Source organism: Kitasatospora sp. NPDC101447, from assembly GCF_044767225.1.
GTDB lineage: Bacteria > Actinomycetota > Actinomycetes > Streptomycetales > Streptomycetaceae > Kitasatospora.
In genome coordinates, this window is the sequence record NZ_JBIWNL010000029.1 from 17,437 (window position 1) to 38,263 (window position 20,827).

The 20,827-nt window shown below is 70.5% G+C and carries 17 protein-coding genes and 3 tRNA genes; 6 read left to right on the forward strand and 14 right to left on the reverse strand.

Annotated features, from left to right (window positions below; translation table 11 throughout):
- Window positions 1-115: 115 nt before the first annotated feature.
- From ACIRST_RS30860 to ACIRST_RS30875, 4 genes are all read left to right on the forward strand, one after another.
- Window positions 116-1,492: an FtsW/RodA/SpoVE family cell cycle protein gene (locus tag ACIRST_RS30860; RefSeq protein WP_402806248.1), complete on the forward strand. Its 1,377-nt coding sequence runs from the start codon at window positions 116-118 to the stop codon at window positions 1,490-1,492.
- Window positions 1,489-2,946: a peptidoglycan D,D-transpeptidase FtsI family protein gene (locus tag ACIRST_RS30865; RefSeq protein ID WP_402806160.1), complete on the forward strand. Its 1,458-nt coding sequence runs from the start codon at window positions 1,489-1,491 to the stop codon at window positions 2,944-2,946. The genes ACIRST_RS30860 and ACIRST_RS30865 overlap by 4 nt, the downstream gene beginning before the upstream one ends.
- Window positions 2,947-3,205: 259 nt before the next feature.
- Window positions 3,206-5,317, forward strand: coding sequence for a Stk1 family PASTA domain-containing Ser/Thr kinase (gene pknB / locus ACIRST_RS30870; RefSeq protein WP_402806163.1), 2,112 nt, complete (start codon window positions 3,206-3,208; stop codon window positions 5,315-5,317).
- A gap of 258 nt (window positions 5,318-5,575) precedes the next feature.
- On the forward strand, window positions 5,576-6,109 hold the full coding sequence (locus ACIRST_RS30875) for an RICIN domain-containing protein (protein WP_402806166.1): 534 nt from the start codon (window positions 5,576-5,578) through the stop codon (window positions 6,107-6,109).
- A gap of 31 nt (window positions 6,110-6,140) precedes the next feature.
- Here ACIRST_RS30875 and ACIRST_RS30880 read toward each other — a convergent pair whose 3' ends face one another.
- The 5 genes from ACIRST_RS30880 to ACIRST_RS30900 form a co-directional block, all read right to left on the reverse strand.
- Entirely contained in the window at window positions 6,141-6,989 is an 849-nt protein-coding gene (locus ACIRST_RS30880) for a class E sortase (protein WP_402806168.1), read from the reverse strand.
- 37 nt (window positions 6,990-7,026) lie between these two features.
- A complete protein-coding gene (locus tag ACIRST_RS30885) occupies window positions 7,027-8,130 on the reverse strand; it encodes a class E sortase (RefSeq protein ID WP_402806170.1) in 1,104 nt (367 codons plus the stop codon).
- A gap of 5 nt (window positions 8,131-8,135) precedes the next feature.
- Window positions 8,136-8,798 (reverse strand): aminodeoxychorismate/anthranilate synthase component II, encoded by a 663-nt coding sequence (locus ACIRST_RS30890; protein WP_402806172.1) that lies wholly within the window; start codon window positions 8,796-8,798, stop codon window positions 8,136-8,138.
- A gap of 54 nt (window positions 8,799-8,852) precedes the next feature.
- On the reverse strand, window positions 8,853-9,032 hold the full coding sequence (locus ACIRST_RS30895) for a hypothetical protein (protein ID WP_350526482.1): 180 nt from the start codon (window positions 9,030-9,032) through the stop codon (window positions 8,853-8,855).
- A gap of 69 nt (window positions 9,033-9,101) precedes the next feature.
- Window positions 9,102-9,866, reverse strand: coding sequence for a DUF881 domain-containing protein (locus tag ACIRST_RS30900; protein ID WP_396549880.1), 765 nt, complete (start codon window positions 9,864-9,866; stop codon window positions 9,102-9,104).
- A gap of 170 nt (window positions 9,867-10,036) precedes the next feature.
- Between ACIRST_RS30900 and crgA the strand changes: the two genes are divergently transcribed.
- The gene (gene crgA / locus ACIRST_RS30905) at window positions 10,037-10,285 is read left to right on the forward strand and encodes a cell division protein CrgA (protein WP_189913287.1); all 249 of its coding nucleotides are present in this window, start codon (window positions 10,037-10,039) and stop codon (window positions 10,283-10,285) included.
- A gap of 360 nt (window positions 10,286-10,645) precedes the next feature.
- Here the strand turns inward: crgA and ACIRST_RS30910 are convergent, their stop codons facing one another.
- Window positions 10,646-11,539: a rhomboid family intramembrane serine protease gene (locus ACIRST_RS30910; protein ID WP_402806177.1), complete on the reverse strand. Its 894-nt coding sequence runs from the start codon at window positions 11,537-11,539 to the stop codon at window positions 10,646-10,648.
- 215 nt (window positions 11,540-11,754) lie between these two features.
- Here ACIRST_RS30910 and ACIRST_RS30915 point away from each other — a divergent pair, with 215 nt between their 5' ends.
- Window positions 11,755-12,468: a DUF5324 family protein gene (locus tag ACIRST_RS30915; RefSeq protein WP_402806180.1), complete on the forward strand. Its 714-nt coding sequence runs from the start codon at window positions 11,755-11,757 to the stop codon at window positions 12,466-12,468.
- A gap of 90 nt (window positions 12,469-12,558) precedes the next feature.
- Here the strand turns inward: ACIRST_RS30915 and ACIRST_RS30920 are convergent.
- The 8 genes from ACIRST_RS30920 to gyrB form a co-directional block, all read right to left on the reverse strand.
- Window positions 12,559-12,631 (reverse strand) — tRNA-Ala (locus ACIRST_RS30920).
- 168 nt (window positions 12,632-12,799) lie between these two features.
- Window positions 12,800-12,928 (reverse strand): DLW-39 family protein, encoded by a 129-nt coding sequence (locus tag ACIRST_RS30925; protein WP_014137031.1) that lies wholly within the window; start codon window positions 12,926-12,928, stop codon window positions 12,800-12,802.
- A 384-nt stretch (window positions 12,929-13,312) separates the two neighbouring features.
- Window positions 13,313-13,386, reverse strand: a tRNA-Ile gene (locus ACIRST_RS30930).
- A gap of 85 nt (window positions 13,387-13,471) precedes the next feature.
- Window positions 13,472-13,548, reverse strand: a tRNA-Ile gene (locus ACIRST_RS30935).
- 16 nt (window positions 13,549-13,564) lie between these two features.
- Window positions 13,565-14,959, reverse strand: a complete 1,395-nt coding sequence (locus ACIRST_RS30940; RefSeq protein ID WP_402806183.1) for a class I SAM-dependent methyltransferase — start codon at window positions 14,957-14,959, stop codon at window positions 13,565-13,567.
- Between the two features lie 259 nt (window positions 14,960-15,218).
- Entirely contained in the window at window positions 15,219-15,929 is a 711-nt protein-coding gene (locus tag ACIRST_RS30945) for a DUF3566 domain-containing protein (protein WP_350526567.1), read from the reverse strand.
- Between the two features lie 152 nt (window positions 15,930-16,081).
- Window positions 16,082-18,628: a DNA gyrase subunit A gene (gyrA, locus tag ACIRST_RS30950; RefSeq protein ID WP_402806251.1), complete on the reverse strand. Its 2,547-nt coding sequence runs from the start codon at window positions 18,626-18,628 to the stop codon at window positions 16,082-16,084.
- A 131-nt stretch (window positions 18,629-18,759) separates the two neighbouring features.
- Window positions 18,760-20,787 carry a DNA topoisomerase (ATP-hydrolyzing) subunit B gene (gene gyrB / locus ACIRST_RS30955; protein WP_350526569.1) on the reverse strand — a complete coding sequence of 676 codons (2,028 nt, stop codon included), beginning with the start codon at window positions 20,785-20,787 and terminating at the stop codon, window positions 18,760-18,762.
- Window positions 20,788-20,827 lie beyond the last annotated feature (40 nt).

The following is a 20,827-nucleotide window of genomic DNA, read 5'->3' on the forward strand; positions in this document are numbered from 1 at the left end:
GTCAGGGAGCGGTCACCACGTGAGCAGCTACGACCTGAGCGAAGACACCGGCCGGTCCGGCCGACGCAGGGCAACGGCCGAACGGGCCGTCCCGCGCCGACGGGCCAACACCACCATCTCCCCGCAGGAGGCCCCGAACCGGCGCAACACCGAGCTGGCCCTGCTGCTCTTCGCGGTGCTGGTGCCGGTCCTCGCGTACGCCAACGTCGGCCTCGCGATGGACTCCAAGCTGCCCGCGGGCATGCTCGGCTACGGCCTCGGCATGGGCGCCCTGGCGCTGGTCGCGCACCTGCTGGTGCGCCGCTTCGCGCCGTACGCGGACCCGCTGATGCTGCCGATCGCCACCCTGCTGAACGGGCTCGGGGTGGTGATGATCTGGCGGCTGGACAAGGCGGGCAAGCTGCTCAGGGGCAACTACCCCGCGGCCGAGAACCAGCTGATGTGGTCGGGCCTCGGGATCGCCGGATTCATCGCGGTGATGGTCCTCCTCAAGGACCACCGGGTGCTCCAGCGCTACACCTACATCTCGATGGTGGTGGCCCTGGTCCTGCTCGCCGCGCCGGCCTTCTTCCCGTCCCGGGAGGAGGACTTCGGCGCCAAGATCTGGATCCGGATGGGCAGCTTCTCCATCCAGCCCGGCGAGTTCGCCAAGATCATCCTGACCGTCTTCTTCGCCGGTTACCTGATGGTCAAGCGGGACGCCCTGGCCCTGGCCAGCCGCCGGTTCATGGGCCTGTACCTGCCGCGCGGCCGCGACCTCGGCCCGATCGTCGTGATCTGGCTGGTCAGCCTGCTGATCCTGATCTTCGAGAACGACCTGGGCACGTCGTTCCTGTTCTTCGGCCTGTTCGTGGTGATGCTCTACGTCGCCACCGAGCGGACCAGCTGGATCCTGTTCGGCCTGCTGATGTCGATCGGCGGCGCGGTCGCGGTCGCCTCGACCGCCGACCACGTGAAGGTCCGCATCAACGCCTGGCTCGACCCGATGGCCGCCTTCGCGCCGCACCCGCCGAAGGGCGCCACCGAGCAGATCGGCCAGTCGCTGATGGCCCTCGGCTCCGGCGGGGTCACCGGCTCCGGCCTCGGCCAGGGCCGCTCGTGGCTGATCGCCTTCGCCGCCAAGAGCGACTTCATCCTGGGCTCCTTCGGCGAGGAGCTCGGGCTCACCGGCCTGATGGCGATCTTCCTGCTGTACGCACTGCTGGTCCAGCGCGGCCTGCGCACCGCGATAGCCGCCCGCGACCCCTTCGGCAAGCTGTTCGCCGTCGGCCTGGCCTCGGCGATGGCGATCCAGGTGTTCGTCGTGGCCGGCGGTGTGACCGGGCTGATCCCGCTGACCGGTATGACCATGCCGTTCCTCGCCCAGGGCGGTTCGTCCGTCGTCGCCAACTGGGCACTCGTGGCGATCCTGCTGAAGATCAGCGACAGCGCCCGCCGCCCCGGGGCCGAACCGGCCCCGGCCACCGAGGGCCAGGGAGGACCCGCCCGATGAACAAGCCGATCCGCCGGGTCTCGATCTTCTGCCTCGTGCTGATCCTGGCCCTGATGGTGCGCACCAACTGGGTGCAGGGCGTCCAGGCCGACTCCTGGGCGAACAACAAGAACAACAAGCGCCAGCTGTACGACCGCTACGCCCACCCGCGCGGCAACATCATCGTCAGCGGCCAGCCGGTCACGAAGTCCGACTTCGTCAACGGCCTGCGCTACAAGTACAAGCGCTCCTGGGTCGACGGCCCGATGTACGCCCCGGTGACCGGCTACTCCTCCCAGGTCTTCGGCTCCAGCCAGCTGGAGAACCTGGAGGACGGCATCCTCTCCGGCACCGACGACCGGCTGTTCTTCCGCAACACCCTGGACATGCTGACCGGCGAGCAGAAGCGCGGCGGCGACGTCGTCACCACCATCGACGCCAAGGTCCAGAAGGCCGCCTTCGACGGCCTGGGCAACAAGAAGGGCGCGGCGGTCGCGATCGACCCGAAGACCGGCGCGATCCTGGCGCTCGTCTCCACCCCGTCCTACGACCCGGGCGTCTTCTCCGGCAGCGACTCGGCCGACTCCAAGGCCTGGACCGACCTCAACGCGGACCCGAACAAGCCGATGCTCAACCGGGCGCTGAAGGAGACCTATCCGCCCGGCTCGACCTTCAAGCTGGTCACCGCGACCGCGGCGTTCGAGAACGGCCTCTACCAGAACGTCGACGACGCCACGTCGACCCCGGAGCCGTACACGCTGCCCAACACCAGCACGCAGCTGAAGAACGAGAGCCCGTACGAGCGCTGCGAGAACGCCACCGTGAAGTCCGGCATGGACCAGTCCTGCAACACGGTGTTCGCCAAGATGGGCGCGGACCTCGGCAAGGAGAAGATGCGGGCGCAGGCCGAGAAGTTCGGCTTCAACAGCACCGTCGACACCCCGGTCCGCTCCGAGAAGAGCATCTTCCCGGACAGCCCCAGCCTGGACGGCACCGCGCAGGACTCGATCGGCCAGCACGACACCCGCGCCACCCCGCTGCAGATGGCCATGGTCTCCGCCGCGATCGCCAACAACGGCAGCCTGATGCAGCCGTACCTGGTCGACCAGGAGCGCTCGGCGTCGCTGACCACCGTCTCCAAGCACACCGAGAAGCAGTTCTCCCAGGCGATGAGCCCGACCACCGCGGCGAAGATGCAGGACCTGATGGTCTCGGTGGTCGAGAACGGCACCGGCACCAACGCCAAGATCCCCGGGATCCAGGTCGGCGGCAAGACCGGCACCGCGCAGCACGGCGAGGACAACGCCGGACTGCCCTTCGCCTGGTTCACCTCCTGGGCCAAGACCTCGGACGGCCGGTCGGTCGCGGTCGCGGTGGTCGTCGAGGACGGCTCGCAGAACCGCGACGGCATCAGCGGCGGCCGGCTCGCGGCCCCGATCGCCAAGGCGGTGATGCAGGCCGCACTCGGCAAGTAGGGGGCCGGTCCGGAGTGAGGGGAATGTCACGATCGACACCCCCCTGCGGATACCGGTCTGATATCGGCCGACGGCTGACTCCGGTCCGATGGGGTGCGACCGGTAGCGTATCCGCCAGCAGCGGGTGTGCCCGTTGCCGCCCGCGAGGCACCGCACGGCCCGGCCGGAGAACCGGTCGCGGACCGCGCGGCGTCACCCAGAGCGTGCGGGGACACCTACGTCACAACCTCACCGGCGGGTGAGGGAGAGGGTCGGAACTATGGAAGAGCCTCGTCGCCTAGGCGGCAGGTACGAGCTGGGCGGCGTCCTCGGACGCGGCGGCATGGCCGAGGTCTACCTCGCCCATGACACCCGGCTCGGCCGTTCCGTCGCCGTGAAGACGCTCCGGGCCGACATGGCCCGGGATCCGTCGTTCCAGGCCCGCTTCCGCCGTGAGGCGCAGTCGGCGGCGTCCCTGAACCACCCCGCGATCGTCGCCGTGTACGACACCGGCGAGGACTACATCGACGGCATCTCCATCCCGTACATCGTGATGGAGTACGTCGAGGGGTCGACGCTGCGCGAGCTGCTGCACTCCGGCCGCCGGCTGCTGCCGGAGCGCGCGCTGGAGATGACCATCGGCATCCTCCAGGCCCTGGAGTACTCGCACCGGGCCGGCATCGTGCACCGCGACATCAAGCCCGCCAACGTGATGCTGACCCGGCAGGGCAACGTCAAGGTGATGGACTTCGGCATCGCCCGTGCGATGGGTGACGCCGGGATGACCATGACGCAGACCTCTGCCGTCATCGGCACCGCCCAGTACCTCTCCCCCGAGCAGGCCAAGGGCGAGCAGGTCGACGCCCGCTCCGACCTCTACTCGACCGGCTGCCTGCTCTACGAGCTGCTGACCGTCCGCCCGCCGTTCGTCGGCGACTCGCCGGTCGCGGTGGCCTACCAGCACGTCCGGGAGGAGCCGCAGCCGCCGTCGGTCTTCGACCCCGAGGTGCGGCCCGAGATCGACGCGATCGTGCTGAAGGCGCTCGCCAAGGAGCGGGACTACCGCTACCAGAGCGCCGACGAGATGCGCGACGACATCGAGCGCTTCCTCGACGGCCTGCCGGTGGCCGCCGCCCAGCAGGCCGCCTACGGCATGGGCGCGGCCGGCTACGGCTACGACCAGAACGGCTACCCGCAGCCGCACGACCCGTACGGCCAGACCAACGTGCTGCCGCAGCAGCCCGGCGGCGGCCCGACCACCGTCCTGCCGCAGGCCTCCGGGCAGCCCGGCTACGGGCAGCAGGGCGGCTACCCGGACGACGGCTACGGCCAGACCTACGCCGGCGCGGGCGGCAACGACGGCTACGACGACGGCCAGGGCCGCAGCGGGCGGCGCGGCGACCAGCCGAAGAAGAGCAACACCTCCTGGATCGTGCTGGCGGTGGCCGCCGTGCTGGTCCTGGTCGGCACCTTCTTCGTGGCCCAGGCGATGTTCAGCGACAAGGGCGCCAAGGACGCCGCGAAGATCGCGGCGCCGAACCTGGTCGGCAAGAGCCTGGCCGATGCCAAGACCGCCGCCGCGGCGGCCGGCGCCAAGCTGGTGGTGACCGAGGGCGACAAGATCGCCTGCCCGGACGCCGCCGTCAAGAAGGACCAGGTCTGCACGCAGACCCCGACGCCCGGCACCCAGGTGGCCGAGACCGCGACCATCACGGTGCAGGTCTCCTCCGGCCCGGCGAAGGCGACCGTGCCGCCCGTGGTCGGCAAGACCAAGGACCAGGCGCTGCAGGCCCTGGCCGCGGCCGGCTTCACCAACGTCGGCGCCCCCGAGTACAAGGACGACGACACCGCCGCGCAGGACACCGTCACCGCCCAGGACCCGCCGGCCGGCGGCAGCGCGGACCCGACCGCCCCGATCAAGCTGACGGTCTCGCAGGGCAAGAGCAAGGTCAACGTCCCGAACGTGGTCGGCGCCCAGAAGGACGACGCGACGAACCAGCTGCAGACCGCGGGCTTCCAGGTCGACGCCTCGAAGACCACGCCGACCAACGACCCCACCAAGGTCAACACCGTCGCCTCGCAGTCGGTGCAGCCCAACACCAAGGTCCCGGCCAACACCAAGATCGCGCTGACGATCTTCAAGGCTCCGGACAAGGCCACGGTGCCGCCGCTGCAGAACCAGAAGCTGTCGGACGCCATCGCCCAGCTGGCGAAGGCAGGCCTCGGCTACACCGTGGCGGGCCCTCAGGACCCGAACGCGATCGTCCAGATGACCAACCCGCCAGCCGGTACCCAGGTCGACCCGAACACCCAGGTCCAGCTCTTCACGAAGCCGGCTGATCCGACCAAAGGGGGCGACCCCACCACCCCGCCCGCCAAAGGAGACCACTAGGCCTCCGATATTCCCCTGGTTTAACTGAGACTCTTCGAGTGCCCGACTGACTCCCCCGGTCGGGCACTCGACTTTTTTCAATACCAATATTAAATCCAACAAGCCTCACAAATAGGCCGTTATTGACATAATAGCAGAAACCCGCCAAATATAAGCAATCCCCTATCGAGTCTTGACACCAACCACTCGCCATGCAATCCTTAATATTCAATCAAATTAAATCGCCAGCCAAGACCAAGAGCGGAGCACGGGCGCCGAATGAGCAGCATTAAGAAATCCCTCCTAAGGATGTCGATAGTCGCCTCATCCACCTCCCTGCTCCTGATCTCGCAACCGGCATCCGCAGTGCCGATCAAACCGGCCGCCGCGCTGACTCCAACCAGAATAATTAACATCGCAACCAAGAAATGCCTCGAGGTTGCCGACTGGAGCATCGACAACGGGGCAGCGATCCGCCAGTGGGACTGCACTGGCGGAGCAAACCAGTCGTGGTACATCGTGGACGTTTACGGTGTCAATCAGTTCACACTTGGAAACGCGTACACCCACAAATGCATCGACATTCCCGGCGGAAACGCTTACGCAGGCGCCACGCTCGTCCAGTGGGAATGCAACTACAACTCCAACCAAAGATTCTGGAAGTACTCCGCCAGCAGCACCGGTCCGGTGTTCAGCTTCCAGTGGAACCGCTATGCCATCGAAATCGGCGGGTTCAGCGGAGCAAATGGCGCACCGGCGCAGCTCTGGGACACCAACGGCGGCACTAATCAGGCCTGGTACGCCGGCGACTAATTCCCAAAGAGCGCTACTACTGATCCTCGGCTCAGGAGCGCCGCAGCTCCGGCGGCGGGGTGCGCTTGGCGTCCACGTCGTCCACCCGCACCAGGCTCCCCCAGACCGCCATCCGGTACCGCGAGGTGTAGACCGGCGTGCAGGTGGTCAGGGTGATGTAGCGGCCGGGGCCGGCGTACCCGGAACTCGCCGGGACGGGCGCCACGATGCCGGTGTCGAACTTGGAGGTCTCCGGCAGGGTGTTGTCGACCTTGTAGACGTACCACTTGTCCTTGGTCTCGACGACGACCGCGTCGCCCTTGTGGACGGCGTCCAGGTCGTGGAACTTGGCGCCGTGGCCGTCCCGGTGGGCGGCCAGCGCGAAGTTGCCGGCCTGGTCCCAGGGCATCGCGGCCTTGTAGGGCTGCTCGTAGACGCCCGCCACGCCCTCGTCCAGGACCTCGGTGGAGGTGCCCATCCGGATCAGCACCTGGAAGTCCCGGCCCATCGCCGGGACGTGCAGGAAGCCGACGTCCTCCCCGGCCGCGAACGGCTTCGACCCGGGCGGGGCGGAGGCGTCGGGGGCCGGAGCCGGGGCGGGCGTGCCTCCCGGCGCGGGGGCGCCCCCCGGGGCGGCCGGGGCGCCGGTGCTCGGGCCCGCGGCCCAGGAGCTGCGCAGCCGGTCGGAGGCCTCCGACGCCGCCTGGTCGGCCTGCACGTTGGTCCACCACAGCGAGTAGGCCACGAACAGGCCGAGCACCAGGCCCAGGGTGATCAGCAGCTCGCCGAACACCCCGAGCGCGGCCAGCGCCCGGCTCCTCCCCCGCCCGGTCGGCCGCGCGGGCGGGGGGAAGGCGTCCTGCCCCGGTCGGGCCGCCTGTGCGGCCTCGTCGTCCTGCATGTGCGATGGTCCCCCTCCGGGCCGGGCGGCCGGGCGGCTACCCGCCCGTGATCGCGGCCGGCTTGCCTTGGCTGCGCGGCCGTTCCTCGATCATCTTCCCAAAGACGATGAGACGGAACTTGGAGGTGAACTCGGGGGTGCAGGTGGTCAACGTGATGTAGCGGCCGGGGCCGGTGTACCCGGAGCCGTTCGGCACCGGCTTGATCACGCTCACGTTGCTCGGGGACGTCTCCGGGATGCCCCCGGTGATCTCGTAGGTGTAGTAGCCGGCGGCGGTCTCCACCACGACCTTGTCGCCCTTGGAGAGCTGGTTGATGTACCGGAACGGCTCGCCGTGGGTGTTGCGGTGGGCGGCCAGCGCGAAGTTGCCCGCCTTGTCGCCCGGCATCGCGGTGCCGGGGTAGTGGCCGACCAGGCCCTTGTCGAGCACCGCGGTCTTGGAGGTGCCCTCGGCGATCGGGAACTTCAGCCCCAGCTTGGGCAGGTAGACGATGGCGAAGCCCTTGCCCGGCTCGAACACCTCGGGCTTGCTCGGGTCCGGAGCGGGCTGCCCCGGCTGGGCGGGCGCCTGGGCGGCGTCGAACTGCTGCTCCAGCTGGTCGCGGGCGCCGGAAGCGGCCGCGTCGGCCTGCACGTTGGTCCACCAGAGCTGGTAGGCGACGAAGAGCAGCATCACCAGGCCGAGCGTTATGCACAGCTCGCCGACGGCCCGGGCGGTCACGACGAGCGCGGATTCCTTGGGACGCACCCGTCCCGCGGACCCGCCCCGCGCCCGCCGCCGCCCGTTGCCCGACCGGATCGCCGTACGGCCCTGGGCGGCCCGGCGGCGCTCGGCCCGGCCGCCGGTCGGCGGGGCCGGCTCGGCGGCCGACGCCCCGAGCCCGGCGGGCAGCCGCAGCTGGAGGGTCTGGTCGGGCAGCCAGGGGTACTCGGGCCCGCCCGCGAGGGGCTCCTCGGCCTGCTCGTACACGCCCCAGGCGTCCTCGGCCACGGTCCGGCCCGGGGACCCCTGGTGGTGCGGGGCGGCGCCGGCACCGTCGTACTGCGGGCTCGCGTACTCCTGGGCGCCGTCGAACTGCCGCCCACCACCGTACGGGTCCGCCTCCGGCTGGTATCGCCCCTCCGGACGCAGCGTGGTCACGCCGCTCAGCCCCGGCCGATCACCGGGGCGAGCCCGGCCGACCGGTCCACCGCCTGCGGGAAGCCGCACTCCGCGAGCCAGTTGGCGAGCATCCGGTGCCCGCCCTCGGTGAGCACCGACTCGGGGTGGAACTGCACGCCCTCGACCGGCAGTTCACGGTGCCTCAGCCCCATGATCACACCGCTCCCGGTCCGCGCGGTGACCACCAACTCCTCCGGCACGGTGGCCGGTTCGACCGCGAGCGAGTGGTAGCGGGTCGCGGTCAGCGGCGAGGGCAGGCCCTCGAACACCCCGCCGTCCTCGTGCTCGACCAGCGAGGTCTTGCCGTGCAGCAGCTCCGGCGCCCGGCCGACCACCGCGCCGTACGCGACCGCGAGCGACTGCAGGCCCAGGCAGACCCCGAACACCGGCAGCCCGATCCGCGCGCAGTGGTGCACCATCTCGATGCAGACCCCGGCCTCCTCCGGCGCGCCGGGCCCGGGGGAGAGCAGCACCCCGTCGAAGCCCTCCTCGCCCGAGCGGCGGACGGCGTGCTCGACGCTCACCTCGTCGTTGCGCACCACCTCGCAGGTGGCGCCCAACTGGTACAGGTACTGCACCAGGTTGAAGACGAAGCTGTCGTAGTTGTCCACCACCAGGATGCGGGGCGGGTTCGACTGGGTGGTCATGCGCGCGTGGTCTCCGTGGGATGCGGTGCTGGATGGAAGTGCCGGGCCGGCGGCTCAGCCGGCCGCGGCGCCGTCGCCGCCGTCCACTGTGACGTCACCGAAGGGGAGCAACGGTTCCGCCCACGGGAAGACGTAGGTGAAGAGCAGGTAGACGATCCCCAGGATGAGGAGCACCGAAATGACGGCCTTCACCAGGGTGTTCCCCGGGAGGTGACGCCAGATGAAGCCGTACATGGTGCTCCCTCGTCGTAGCAGACTGGGTCAAGAGTAGACCCGCCTCCCACGGCCGCGAGGCCGGTCCGGCTACTGCTGCCCGCCCGCCGAGCGCAGCTCGGTGGTGCCGGAGTACCCCGGCAGGGTGAGGTCCCCGCTCTCCTGGACCTTCCAGCCCAGCCCGTACGCCTGGACGTACTGCAGGTAGTTGCGGATCGTCGGGTCCGCGTCGACGGCCGAGCGCAGCGCGTCGGTCTTCCCCACCGCCTTGACCACGTACGGCGGGGAGTAGACCCGCCCCTGGAGCAGCAGGGTGTTCCCGACGCAGCGGACGGCGCTGGTGGAGATCAGCCGCTGGTCCATCACCTGCACGCCCTCCGCGCCGCCCCGCCACAGCGCGTTGACCACGGCCTGGATGTCCTGCTGGTGGATGACCAGGTCGTTGACGCCGGGCTCGGGGACGCCGGGGATGCGCGCGGTGGCGTTCGGCGGGGCGTCGTTGAGGGTGACGGTCAGGCCGCCGCCCTGCAGCGGCTCCAGGGCGGCGCCGAGCCGCAGGCCGTCCAGCCGGGCCGCGTCGGCGGGGCTGTGGCCCTGCTGCTCGGTGAGGTCCTGGGCACGGGCCTGGAGGTCCGCGAGCTGGGACTGTGCCTGCTGGTTCTGCGCGCTGCGCTGGCGGATCACGTCGCCGAGGCTCAGCAGCGAGTTGTCGGTCCGCAGGTCGGTGCCGCGGGCGGTCTGCGCGCTGATGTAGAAGAGCAATCCGGCGAGCGCGAAGACGGCGCAGGTCAGGGCACGTCCGACAATTCGGGTGCCGGAGCGGCGGGTACGGACCGGCTCAGGGGGAATCGACAAATTAGTCACCGTACCCTTATCTCCTCAAGACCCGCCGAGCCACTACGCTAACGGACGCCGGTGGCATGTGCGGAGCGGTCCTCAGAGCGTTCTCACGGCCGACCGCCGTCACCCGACCCACCCGCTGCACCTCTGCGCGGTCTCACAGCGCATCGACAGGAGATCCCCTCGTGCCGAAGTCTCGACTCCGCAAGAAGTCCGACTACACCCCGCCGACGACGGCCGTGGTGAAGATCAGCTCGGGCCGCGGCTGGGTCGCGCCGCTGATGCTGGCACTGTTCCTGATCGGCCTGGTGTGGATCGTCACCTACTACGTGACCAGCGGCACCTACCCGGTCGAGAGCTGGCGGAACTGGAACATCCTGGTGGGCTTCGGCTTCATCGCCGCGGGGTTCGGCGTCTCCACCCAGTGGAAGTGACGACCCGCTCGTCCTGAGGCCCGGTACCGGGCCGCTCCCCGCTGCTCCGGATCGCTCGTCCCGGGGCGGCGGTCAGGCGTGCCCGGACACCGGCGGGAACCCGGTCGGCTATCCCGACCATCCGACTGTCAGGCTTATCCACATGGTTATCCACACTGGGGAAAAGTCTCCCCAGCCTGTGGATAACTTTCCCGGCCGAGGCCGTCCACAGCTGTGCACAACCTCCCGGAAGCGGGAGAACCGCACAGCAGGACACGCGTAGAACAACAGTCCACAGCCCGGGCGCCGCACAGCCTGTGCACAACCCCGCACCCGCTGTGGACAAAGGCCCGGACACCAGGGCGCCGTGACGCCCGGCCCTCAGGCGCCGTAGAGGGACATCCCGATCAGCAGCAGCGCCGCCTCCACCGCCAGGGCCCCCGCCACCACCAGCACCTGGACCGGGCCGCGGTGCTCGCGCGGGGCGTACATCAGACCGGCCGCGGTCAGCGTGCCGAGCACCAGGCCGCCCAGATGCGCCCGCCAGTCGACGCCCGGGCGCGAGAAGGTGACGACCAGGTTGAAGACCAGGAACGCCATCACCGGGGCCAGCGGGCCCCGGTTGTGCAGCTGGAGCACGATCGTGGCGCCGATCAGCCCGAAGATCGCCCCGGAGGCCCCCACCGAGTTCATCAGGTTCCCGGCCACCAGGAAGGCGAAGGTGCTGCCGCCCAGGGCGGAGACGAGGTAGAGGGCCAGGAAGCGGAGCCGGCCGAGCGCCTCCTCCAGCGGCGGGCCGAGCCAGAGCAGCACCACCATGTTCAGCCCGATGTGCCACCACTCCACGTGCAGGAAGGTGGCGGTCAGCAGCCGGTACCACTGGTCCGGGCCGTCCGCGATGCCGGCCGGGCCGCCGAGGACGTCCCGGCCCGCGCTGAACAGCGACCAGGTCTGGCCCAGCTGCGGGGTGAGCACGTAGGCCGCCAGCAGCCAGACCACCACGTTGACGCCGACCAGCACCCGGGTGACCAGCCCGCCGTCGCCCGCGAGCCCCCCGCCGAAGCGGGTGGTCGCCCGCCGGCTCCCGGCGTGGCCCCGGCTGACGCACTCGGGGCACTGGAAGCCCACCGCGGCGGGCACCATGCACTCCGGGCAGATCGGCCGCTCGCACCGGGTGCAGGAGATCCCGGTGGCCGTCCCGGGATGGCGGAAGCAGCCGGGCGGTCCGCCCTCCGGGGACGGATCGGCCGACGACCGCGGCTCGTCCGGAAGCATCAGCGGGTCCCCTTCCCGTACGCGACCTCCGAAACAGCCAGCCTACTGCCGCACCCCCGCCCGGCGGCCCGCTCCCCCGCATCCCGCCGCCCCGCGCGCGCCCACCCGCCGCCCCGCGTACGGCCCACTCCGACGTGCCGTCGGACAAATCGGCATGCATGATCAGCATTCAGGTGGACAGGTGCATAAAGGACGCCACCCAGGAGGAGAGACTCGTGAGCTTTTCGGACTCAGCCCGTGAGACGGCCACCAGGACCCGGGACACCGCCGCGCACTTCGCGGACGGCGCCAAGCAGCGCATCGGCCCCGCCTTGGACGCCCTCGGGCCGATGACCACCCAGGCCGCCCACAATCTCCGTGTCCAGTACGACAAGCACCTCGCCCCACAGTTCGGCCAGGTCTTCGCCAGCCTGCCGCCGGAGGCCCAGCAGAACGCCCTGAAGGCCCTCCACCGGGCCCAGGAGGCCGCTCTGGCGGCCCGCCTCTCCGCCGCCCGCGCCGCGGACCAGGCCCGCACCACGGTCGGCCCCAGGGTGGCCCAGGCGGTCGGCGACGCCCGCGCCGCGGTCGTCCCGGTCGCCCAGGAGGCCCAGTACCGTGGCGCCGCCGCGCTGACCGCCCTGCAGGGCCACGTCAGCTCGGCCGAGATCAGCGAACTGGCCGCCCGCAACGCCAGGAGGGAACGGTGCCGCGGCTGGACCACCGGCCTCACCGTGGCCGGCCTGCTGGCGATCGGCACCGGCCTGGTGGCCTGGCAGTGGTGGCGCCGGCACAGCAACCCGGAGTGGCTGGTCGAGCCCCCGTCCGCGCAGGAGCCGCGGCCGGCCGGCGCGCACGCCGCCACCGCCCCGGTGAACGGGGCCGGCCCCGAGGGCGGGACCGCCGAGCCCGGAGAGCCCGCCGACGGCGCGGGCCCCACGGCGGACTGACCGTGCGGAAGGCGCGGAGAGGCCCGCGAACGCCGATCGGCCGCTGACCGGGATTCCGGTCAGCGGCCGATCGGCTACTGCTGTGAACTGTGGAGCATAGGAGACTCGAACTCCTGACATCTGCCTTGCAAAGGCAGCGCTCTACCAACTGAGCTAATGCCCCTCGACGGCATCGCGCGTGCCGACGGGCACTAGCGTACCGGGTCCCGGCGCGTTTCCCAGCGCCGTCCCCCGAAGGGAACCGGCCGGTCCGGTCGGTCGACCGGGCCGGCCGGCCCGGGAGGCGCCGACGGGCGCCCCCGAAGATCGTCGATCGTCAGATCGCCGGAGCTCAGCGACCGGCCGGGACCGGGTCGGTGGCCTCGGTCCACAGGTCCTGCTCGGCGCGGTCCGCCTGGACCTGACGGTAGACAAAGAAGCCGCCGAGGGCGACCAGGGCGACCAGGAGAAGCTTCTTCACCGCGGGACCTCGTCCTTCTTGCGTTGGTGGACTCAAGAGCCGGATCCGGCCGGACTGACCGGGCCGACGAGTCCAGATGTGTTTCGAGCGCAAACGGGCGGCCGGGTGCCAGACTGCCCTTGCGGCCGATGATACACACCGGTGTCCCAATCGTGACCAGCCACCGGTGCGGCCAACCCGGCGGTCCGGTCCGAGGATTGACGCAGCACCTCCTGCCGGGCGCTCCGACCGCGCACGGCCGGCCCCGGAATCCCCGGTCAGGCCCGGTCCGCCGGGGCCCTCCGGGCGCAGCAGCACGGCCACCTGGGCGGGCGGACGGTCCGGGGTCCGCGGGCGGGAACGTCGAAGGCCCCGGAGTTGATCACTCCGGGGCCTTCGGGGAGGTGGGCCTAACAGGACTTGAACCTGTGGCCTCTTCCTTATCAGGGAAGCGCTCTAACCGTCTGAGCTATAGGCCCTCGCCGAACAGAGAGCGTACCCGAATCCGGCCGATCCGCGAAAACGTCGAAGGCCCCGGAGTGGATCACTCCGGGGCCTTCGCGGTGGTGGGCCTAACAGGACTTGAACCTGTGGCCTCTTCCTTATCAGGGAAGCGCTCTAACCGTCTGAGCTATAGGCCCTTGCCGCACTGAAAGATTAGCGGACCGACGGCCGATCTCCCAAATCCGGTTCGGCCGGACCGGCGGCGGGGACCCCGACGGCCTGCTGCGACGCACCGGCGGCGGGACGCAGCAGCCACTCCTCGCGGGTCGACGGGAGGCCCGCCGTGCCCTCCTCGGTGCTGCGCACGGCGAGGACCTGGTTGATCCCGATCCGGTTCTGCTCGAAGGCCAGCGCGGAGGCCGCCATGTACAGCCGCCAGACCCGGGCGCGGCCGCGGCCGACCAGCCGGACCGCCTCCGTCCAGTGCGCTTCGAGGTTGGCCACCCACTCGCGCAGGGTCAGCCCGTAGTGCTCGCGCAGCGACTCGACGTCGCGGACCTCGAAGCCGGCCTCCTCCAGCCGGGCCACGGTGGAACCGACGGGGGAGAGCTCGCCGTCGGGGAAGACGTAGCGGTCGATGAAGGGACTGGCGTGGTGCTGCTCACCGGGGTGGTTCGGGCGGCGGGCGATCTGGTGGTTGAGCAGCCGGCCGCCGGGCGCCAGCAGCCGGTACAGGACCTCGGCGTAGACCCGGTACTGCTCGGAGCCGACGTGCTCGGCCATCCCGACGCTGGAGATCGCGTCGAACGGCCCGTCGGCGGTCTCCCGGTAGTCCTGGAGCCGGACCTCGACCCGGTCGGCCAGGCCGGCCTCCTCGACCCGCGCGCGGGCCAGCGCGACCTGTTCGGCGGAGATGGAGACGCCGACCGCGGTGACGCCGTAGTGCCGGGCCGCGTGCAGCAGCAGTGACCCCCAGCCGCAGCCGACGTCCAGCAGCCGCAGGCCGGGCCGCAGTCCGAGCTTGCGGCAGATCAGGTCGAGCTTGGCCTCCTGGGCCGCCTCCAGGCTCTTCGCCTCCGGCGTCCAGTAGGCGCACGAGTAGACCATCGACGGGCCGAGCACGAGGCCGTAGAAGTCGTTCCCGACGTCGTAGTGGTGGCTGATGGCCGCGCGGTCCCGGCTGCGGCTGTGCAGCCGCCCTGCGGCCTTCCGGACCTCCTCCCGGGGCGGTGCGGGCTCGGGGCCGAGCGCCCCGGCCCGCAGGGCGGCCGCGAGGACCCGCCGGCCCTTGGCGCCGAGCACGTCGCGCGGCCCGAGGTCGAGGGTGCGGATCTCCGGCAGTTCGGCGAACCGGCCGACCACCGAGAGCACCTCGTAGAGGTCGCTGCCGGGGGCGATCTCCAGGTCTCCCGCGACGTAGGCGCGGGCCAGTCCCAGCTCGCCCGGCTGCCAGAGCAGGCGGCGCAGTGCCCGGCGGTTGCGCAGGACCAGGGTGGGCGCTCCCGGCGGCCCGGCGAGGCTGCCGTCCCAGGCCTGCACCCGCAGCGGTACCGGAACCCCCAGCAGCCCGTCCAGGGCCTCGACCAGTTGACCTGCGAGCTTCGCCACCGCGCGCCTCCGTCCAGTCGTCCTGCTGAACCTCACCTGGCCCGGTCGGGCGGACCGGGGGCGGCCTGCGGCACTCCCAGGCGCGGAACGGGCGGCACCCAGCTAATCCCACGGCAGCCGACCGGCTTCCGGACGGCACGCCGCGGGGTGCCGGCTGTCACCCGAATGCCGACGGGCCCCACCGACCTGAACAGTCGGTGGGGCCCGTGCATTCCGTCCGTGGACGGGGAGCTGAGCGGGGGTCAGGACCCGGCCGGGGTCAGTCCTCCTCGGCCAGGGTCAGCTCGACGCCGCCGGTGAAGCCGGCCGCCGCGTTGTAGATGAACGCGGAGAGGGTGGACAGCGCGGTCAGCAGGACGACGTCGACCACGGCGATCAGCGTGGTGAAGGTCATCACCTTGCCGAAGCCGACGTAGTCCATCAGGTTCACGCCGCCGCTGCTGTCGGAGCCGGTGACGTCCTTGAGGGTCTTGCTCAGGGAGTCGAAGACGCCGAGCGAGTCCAGCGTCATCCACAGCACGGCCGAAGCCACGATGATGATGATGCCGACGGCCAGCGACAGCAGGAAGCTGACCTTCATCACCGACCACGGGTCGACCTTGGTCACCCGCAGCCGGGCCTTGCGGGTCCGGCCGAGGCCCGGTCCGCCGGCCGCGGCCGCGGGCGCGGCGGCGGGACGGCGCGCCGCCCCGGGGACGGGGGTGCCGCCGGCCGGGGTGTTGCCGGAGGTCCGGGTACCCCGGGCCGGCGTCGGCTGCCCCTTGGCGTAGGTGGTCGGCTGGGAGAAGCCCCCCGAGCCGGGCGCCGGGGTCCCCGGCGCCGGGGGCGTCTGGCCGCCGACCGGCGGCATCAGCGAGGTGGACGCGGTCGAGTGCTCGGTCGGCGGCTGCGGCACGCCGTACGAACCCCCGCCCTGCGCGCCCGGACGGCCGCCGGAGGTCCCTCCCGCAGCACCCGTGGCTCCACTCACCTGGTCCTCCCGCACTTCCACCAGAGCGGCGGCGCCGCCCTGCTTCGTCACTCGTCATCCAGCGCCCGGCGGGATTGCCCGGAACTGGTCGGCGTCCGGTGTCGCCACGCCCTCTGTGTGTGGACGCGGCGACACCGGTCTGCGGTTTCGGGTCAGGCCCCGGCGTCTCCGCCGATCGCCGTCTCCGTACCCTCGGCCGTCTCGGTGGCCTCGGTGGACTCGGTGCCAGCGACCTCGTCCTCCACCGTGTCCTCGTCCTCGGCCTCCGCGTTGCGGGCCATGCCCACGACCGCATCGCGCTTCCCGAGGTTGATCAGTTGGACGCCCATCGTGTCACGTCCGGTTTCACGAACCTCGGAAACCCTCGTGCGGATCACCCCACCCGAGAGGGTGATCGCCATGATCTCGTCGGTCTCGTCGACCACGAGCGCGCCGACCAGCGAACCCCGGCCCTCGACGATCTTCGCCGCCTTGGTGCCGTAGCCGCCGCGTCCCTGGACACGGTACTCGTCCACACCGGTGCGCTTGGCGTACCCGCCGTCGGTGGCGGTGAAGACGTAGGTGCCCGGACGGACGACGTTCATCGAGAGCAGCTCGTCGTCCTCCCGGAAGGCCATGCCCTTGACGCCGGAGGTGGCGCGGCCGGTGGGCCGCAGAGCGTCGTCGGTCGCGGTGAAGCGGATCGACTGGGCCTTCTTGGAGACCAGCAGCAGGTCGTCCTCGGAGGAGACCAGCTCGGCGCCGATCAGCTCGTCGTCCCGGCCCTCCTCGTCCTGGCGCAGGTTGATCGCGATCAGGCCGCCGGAGCGCGGGGAGTCGTAGTCCTTCAGCGGGGACTTCTTCACCAGGCCGGCCCGGGTGGCGAGGACCAGGTACGGCTTGTCCTCGTACGTCCGGACGGCCATCACCTGGGCGATGTGCTCCTCCGGCTGGAAGGCCAGCAGGTTGGCGACGTGCTGGCCGCGGGCGTCGCGGCCGGCGTCCGGCAGCTCGTAGCCCTTGGCGCGGTAGACCCGGCCCTTGTTGGTGAAGAACAGGATCCAGTTGTGGGTCGTCGTCACGAAGAAGTGGTCGACGATGTCGTCCTGCTTCAGCTGGGCACCGCGCACGCCCTTGCCGCCGCGCTTCTGCGAGCGGTAGAGGTCGGAGCGGGTCCGCTTGACGTAGCCGCCACGGGTGATCGTGACGACGATGTCCTCCTCGGCGATGAGGTCCTCGATGGAGAGGTCGCCGTCGGAGGGGATGAGCATGGAGCGCCGGTCGTCGCCGTACTTCTCGACGATCGCGGTGAGCTCCTCGGAGATGATCTCCCGCTGACGGGCCGGCGAGGCCAGGATCGCGTTGTACTCGTCGATCTTGCGCTGCAGCTCGTCGTGCTCGTCGGTGATCCGCTGGCGCTCCAGGGCGGCCAGGCGGCGCAGCTGCATCTCCAGGATCGCGTTGGCCTGGAGCTCGTCGATGTCGAGCAGGCCCATCAGGCCGGTGCGGGCGGCGTCGGCGCTCGCCGAGGCCCGGATCAGCGCGATGACCTCGTCGATCACGTCCAGGGCCTTGAGCAGGGCGCGCAGGATGTGCGCGCGCTCCTCGGCCTTGCGCAGCCGGAAGCGGGTGCGCCGGACGATGACCTCGACCTGGTGGTTGACCCAGTGCCGGATGAAGGCGTCCAGCGACAGGGTGCGCGGCACGCCGTCGACCAGGGCCAGCATGTTGGCGCCGAAGTTGGTCTGCAGCTCGGTGTGCTTGTACAGGTTGTTCAGCACGACCTTGGCGACCGCGTCGCGCTTGAGCACGACCACCAGGCGGGTGCCGGTGCGGGACGAGGACTCGTCGCGGACGTCCGCGATGCCGGCGATCTTGCCGTCCTTGACCAGGTCGGCGATCTTCAGCGCGAGGTTGTCCGGGTTGACCTGGTACGGCAGCTCGGTGATCACCAGGCACTGGCGGCCCTGGATCTCCTCGACCTCGACCACGGCGCGCATGGTGACCGAGCCGCGGCCGGTGCGGTAGTAGTCGTCGATGCCGCGGCGGCCGACGATCAGCGCGCCGGTGGGGAAGTCGGGGCCCTTGATCCGCTCGATCAGGGCCTCCAGCAGCTCCTCGTTGGAGGCCTCCGGGTTCTCCAGGTACCAGAGCGCGCCGGAGGCGACCTCGCGGAGGTTGTGCGGCGGGATGTTGGTGGCCATGCCGACCGCGATGCCGGTGGCACCGTTGATCAGCAGGTTGGGGATGCGCGCCGGCAGGACGGTGGGCTCCTGCGAGCGGCCGTCGTAGTTGGCCGCGAAGTCGACGGTGTCCTCGTCGATGTCGCGCATCATCTCCATGGCCAGCGGCATCATCTTGCACTCGGTGTAGCGCATGGCCGCGGCCGGGTCGTTGCCCGGGGAGCCGAAGTTGCCGTTGCCGTCCACCAGCGGCATCCGCAGCGACCACGGCTGGGCCAGGCGGACCACGGTGTCGTAGATCGAGGTGTCACCGTGCGGGTGGTAGTTGCCCATCACGTCGCCGACGACGCGGGCGCACTTGTAGTAGCCCTTCTCCGGGCGGTACCCGCCGTCGTACATCGCGTACAGCACGCGGCGGTGCACCGGCTTGAGGCCGTCGCGGACCTCGGGCAGCGCACGGCTGACGATCACGCTCATCGCGTAGTCGAGGTACGAGCGCTGCATCTCGGTTTCGAGCTCGACCGGCTCGATCCGCATCGTCGCCTGGGCGGTGGCCTCGGCGGCCTCGGGCGTCTCGGGCTGTTCGCCTTCGGGACGGTTGTCGTCGACCACTGGTGGTCAGTTTCCTTTCACGCGGACTGGTACGTGCGGGGCCTGGGGTGCAGGCGTCACACGTCCAGGAAGCGGACGTCCTTGGCGTTGCGCTGGATGAAGGAGCGGCGGGCCTCGACGTCCTCGCCCATCAGCACGGAGAACAGCTCGTCGGCGCGGGCGGCGTCCTCCAGGGTGACCTGGAGCAGCAGCCGGTGCTCGGCGTCCATGGTGGTGACGCGGAGCTCCTCGGCGTTCATCTCGCCGAGACCCTTGAAGCGCTGGATCGCGTCGTCCTTGGGGAGCCGGCGCCCGGCCTCCACGCCGGCCGCGATCAGCGCGTCGCGCTCGCGGTCGGAGTAGGCGTACTCGAAGTCGTCCTTGCCCCACTTGATCTTGTACAGCGGGGGCATGGCCAGGTAGACGTACCCGGCCTCGACCAGCGGCCGCATGAAGCGGAACAGCAGCGTCAGCAGCAGGGTGCGGATGTGCTGACCGTCGACGTCGGCGTCGGCCATCAGCACGATCTTGTGGTACCGCAGCTTGGACTCGTCGTAGTCCTCCTGGATGCCGCAGCCGAAGGCCGAGATCAGCGCCTGGACCTCGGTGTTCTGCAGCACCTTGTCGATCCGGGCCTTCTCGACGTTCAGGATCTTGCCGCGGATCGGCAGGATGGCCTGGGTGCGCGGGTCACGGCCCTGCTTGGCCGAGCCGCCGGCGGAGTCACCCTCGACGATGAAGATCTCGCACTCGGACGGGTCCTTGGACTGGCAGTCCGAGAGCTTGCCCGGCAGCGAGGCGGACTCCAGCAGGCCCTTGCGGCGGGTGAGGTCGCGGGCCTTGCGGGCGGCGACGCGCGCGGTGGCGGCCTGGATGGACTTGCGGATGATGTCCGCGGCCTCGTTGGGGTTGCGGTCCAGCCAGTCGTTCAGGTGCTCGTGGACGACCTTCTGGACGAAGGTCTTGGCCTCGGTGTTGCCGAGCTTGTCCTTGGTCTGGCCCTCGAACTGCGGCTCGCCGAGCTTGACCGAGATGATCGCGGTCAGGCCCTCGCGGATGTCCTCGCCGGAGAGGTTGTCGTCCTTCTCGCGGAGCAGCTTCTTGTCGCGCGCGTAGCGGTTGACCAGGCCGGTCAGGGCCGCGCGGAAGCCCTCCTCGTGGGTGCCGCCGCCGTGGGTGTGGATGGTGTTCGCGAAGCTGTAGACGCCCTCGGTGTAGGAGGTGTTCCACTGCATCGCGATCTCCACCGAGATCGCCTTGTCCTTGTCCTCCGCCTCGAAGTCGATCACCGAGGGGTGGATGACCTCGCCCTTGCGGGAGTTGAGGTGGGCGACGAAGTCGGCGATGCCGCCGTCGTACTTGTACGTGACGGTGAGCGGCTTGCCCTCCTCGTCCACGTGCTCCGGACGCTCGTCGGTCAGCGAGATCGACAGGCCCTTGTTGAGGAAGGCCATCTCCTGGAAGCGCCGGGAGAGCGTCTCGAAGGAGTAGACGGTGGTCTCGAAGATGTCGGCGTCGGCCCAGAAGGTGACGCTGGTGCCGGTGCGGTCGGCCTCCTCGGCGGCCAGCTCGGTGCTCGCCAGGGCGGCGGTCGGGGCGCCCATCTTGTAGTCCTGGGTCCAGCGGCGGCCGTCCCGGAGGATCTCGACGGAGAGCCGGGTGGACAGCGCGTTCACCACGGAGACGCCGACGCCGTGCAGACCGCCGGAGACCGCGTAGCCGCCGCCGCCGAACTTGCCGCCGGCGTGCAGGACGGTGAGGACGACCTCGACGGCCGGCTTCTCCTGACCGGGGACGATGTCCACCGGGATGCCGCGGCCGTTGTCGACGCAGCGGACCGCGCCGTCGGGCAGGATCGTGACGTCGATGTGCGTGGCGTACCCGGCCATCGCCTCGTCGACGGAGTTGTCTACGACCTCCTGCACCAGGTGGTGCAGGCCGCGCTCGCCGGTGGAACCGATGTACATGCCGGGGCGCTTGCGGACGGCGTCGAGGCCTTCCAGCACCTGGATGTTGCTACCGGTGTAGGAAGCCTGGTCGGACTGGTCTGGGGTCTGGCTGGGGTTGCCGGAATCGGCCACGAAGCGCCCTCTCTGGCACAGCACGGGCCGCATTCCCGCCCCGTGCGGGCGAGCGTGCGACCAC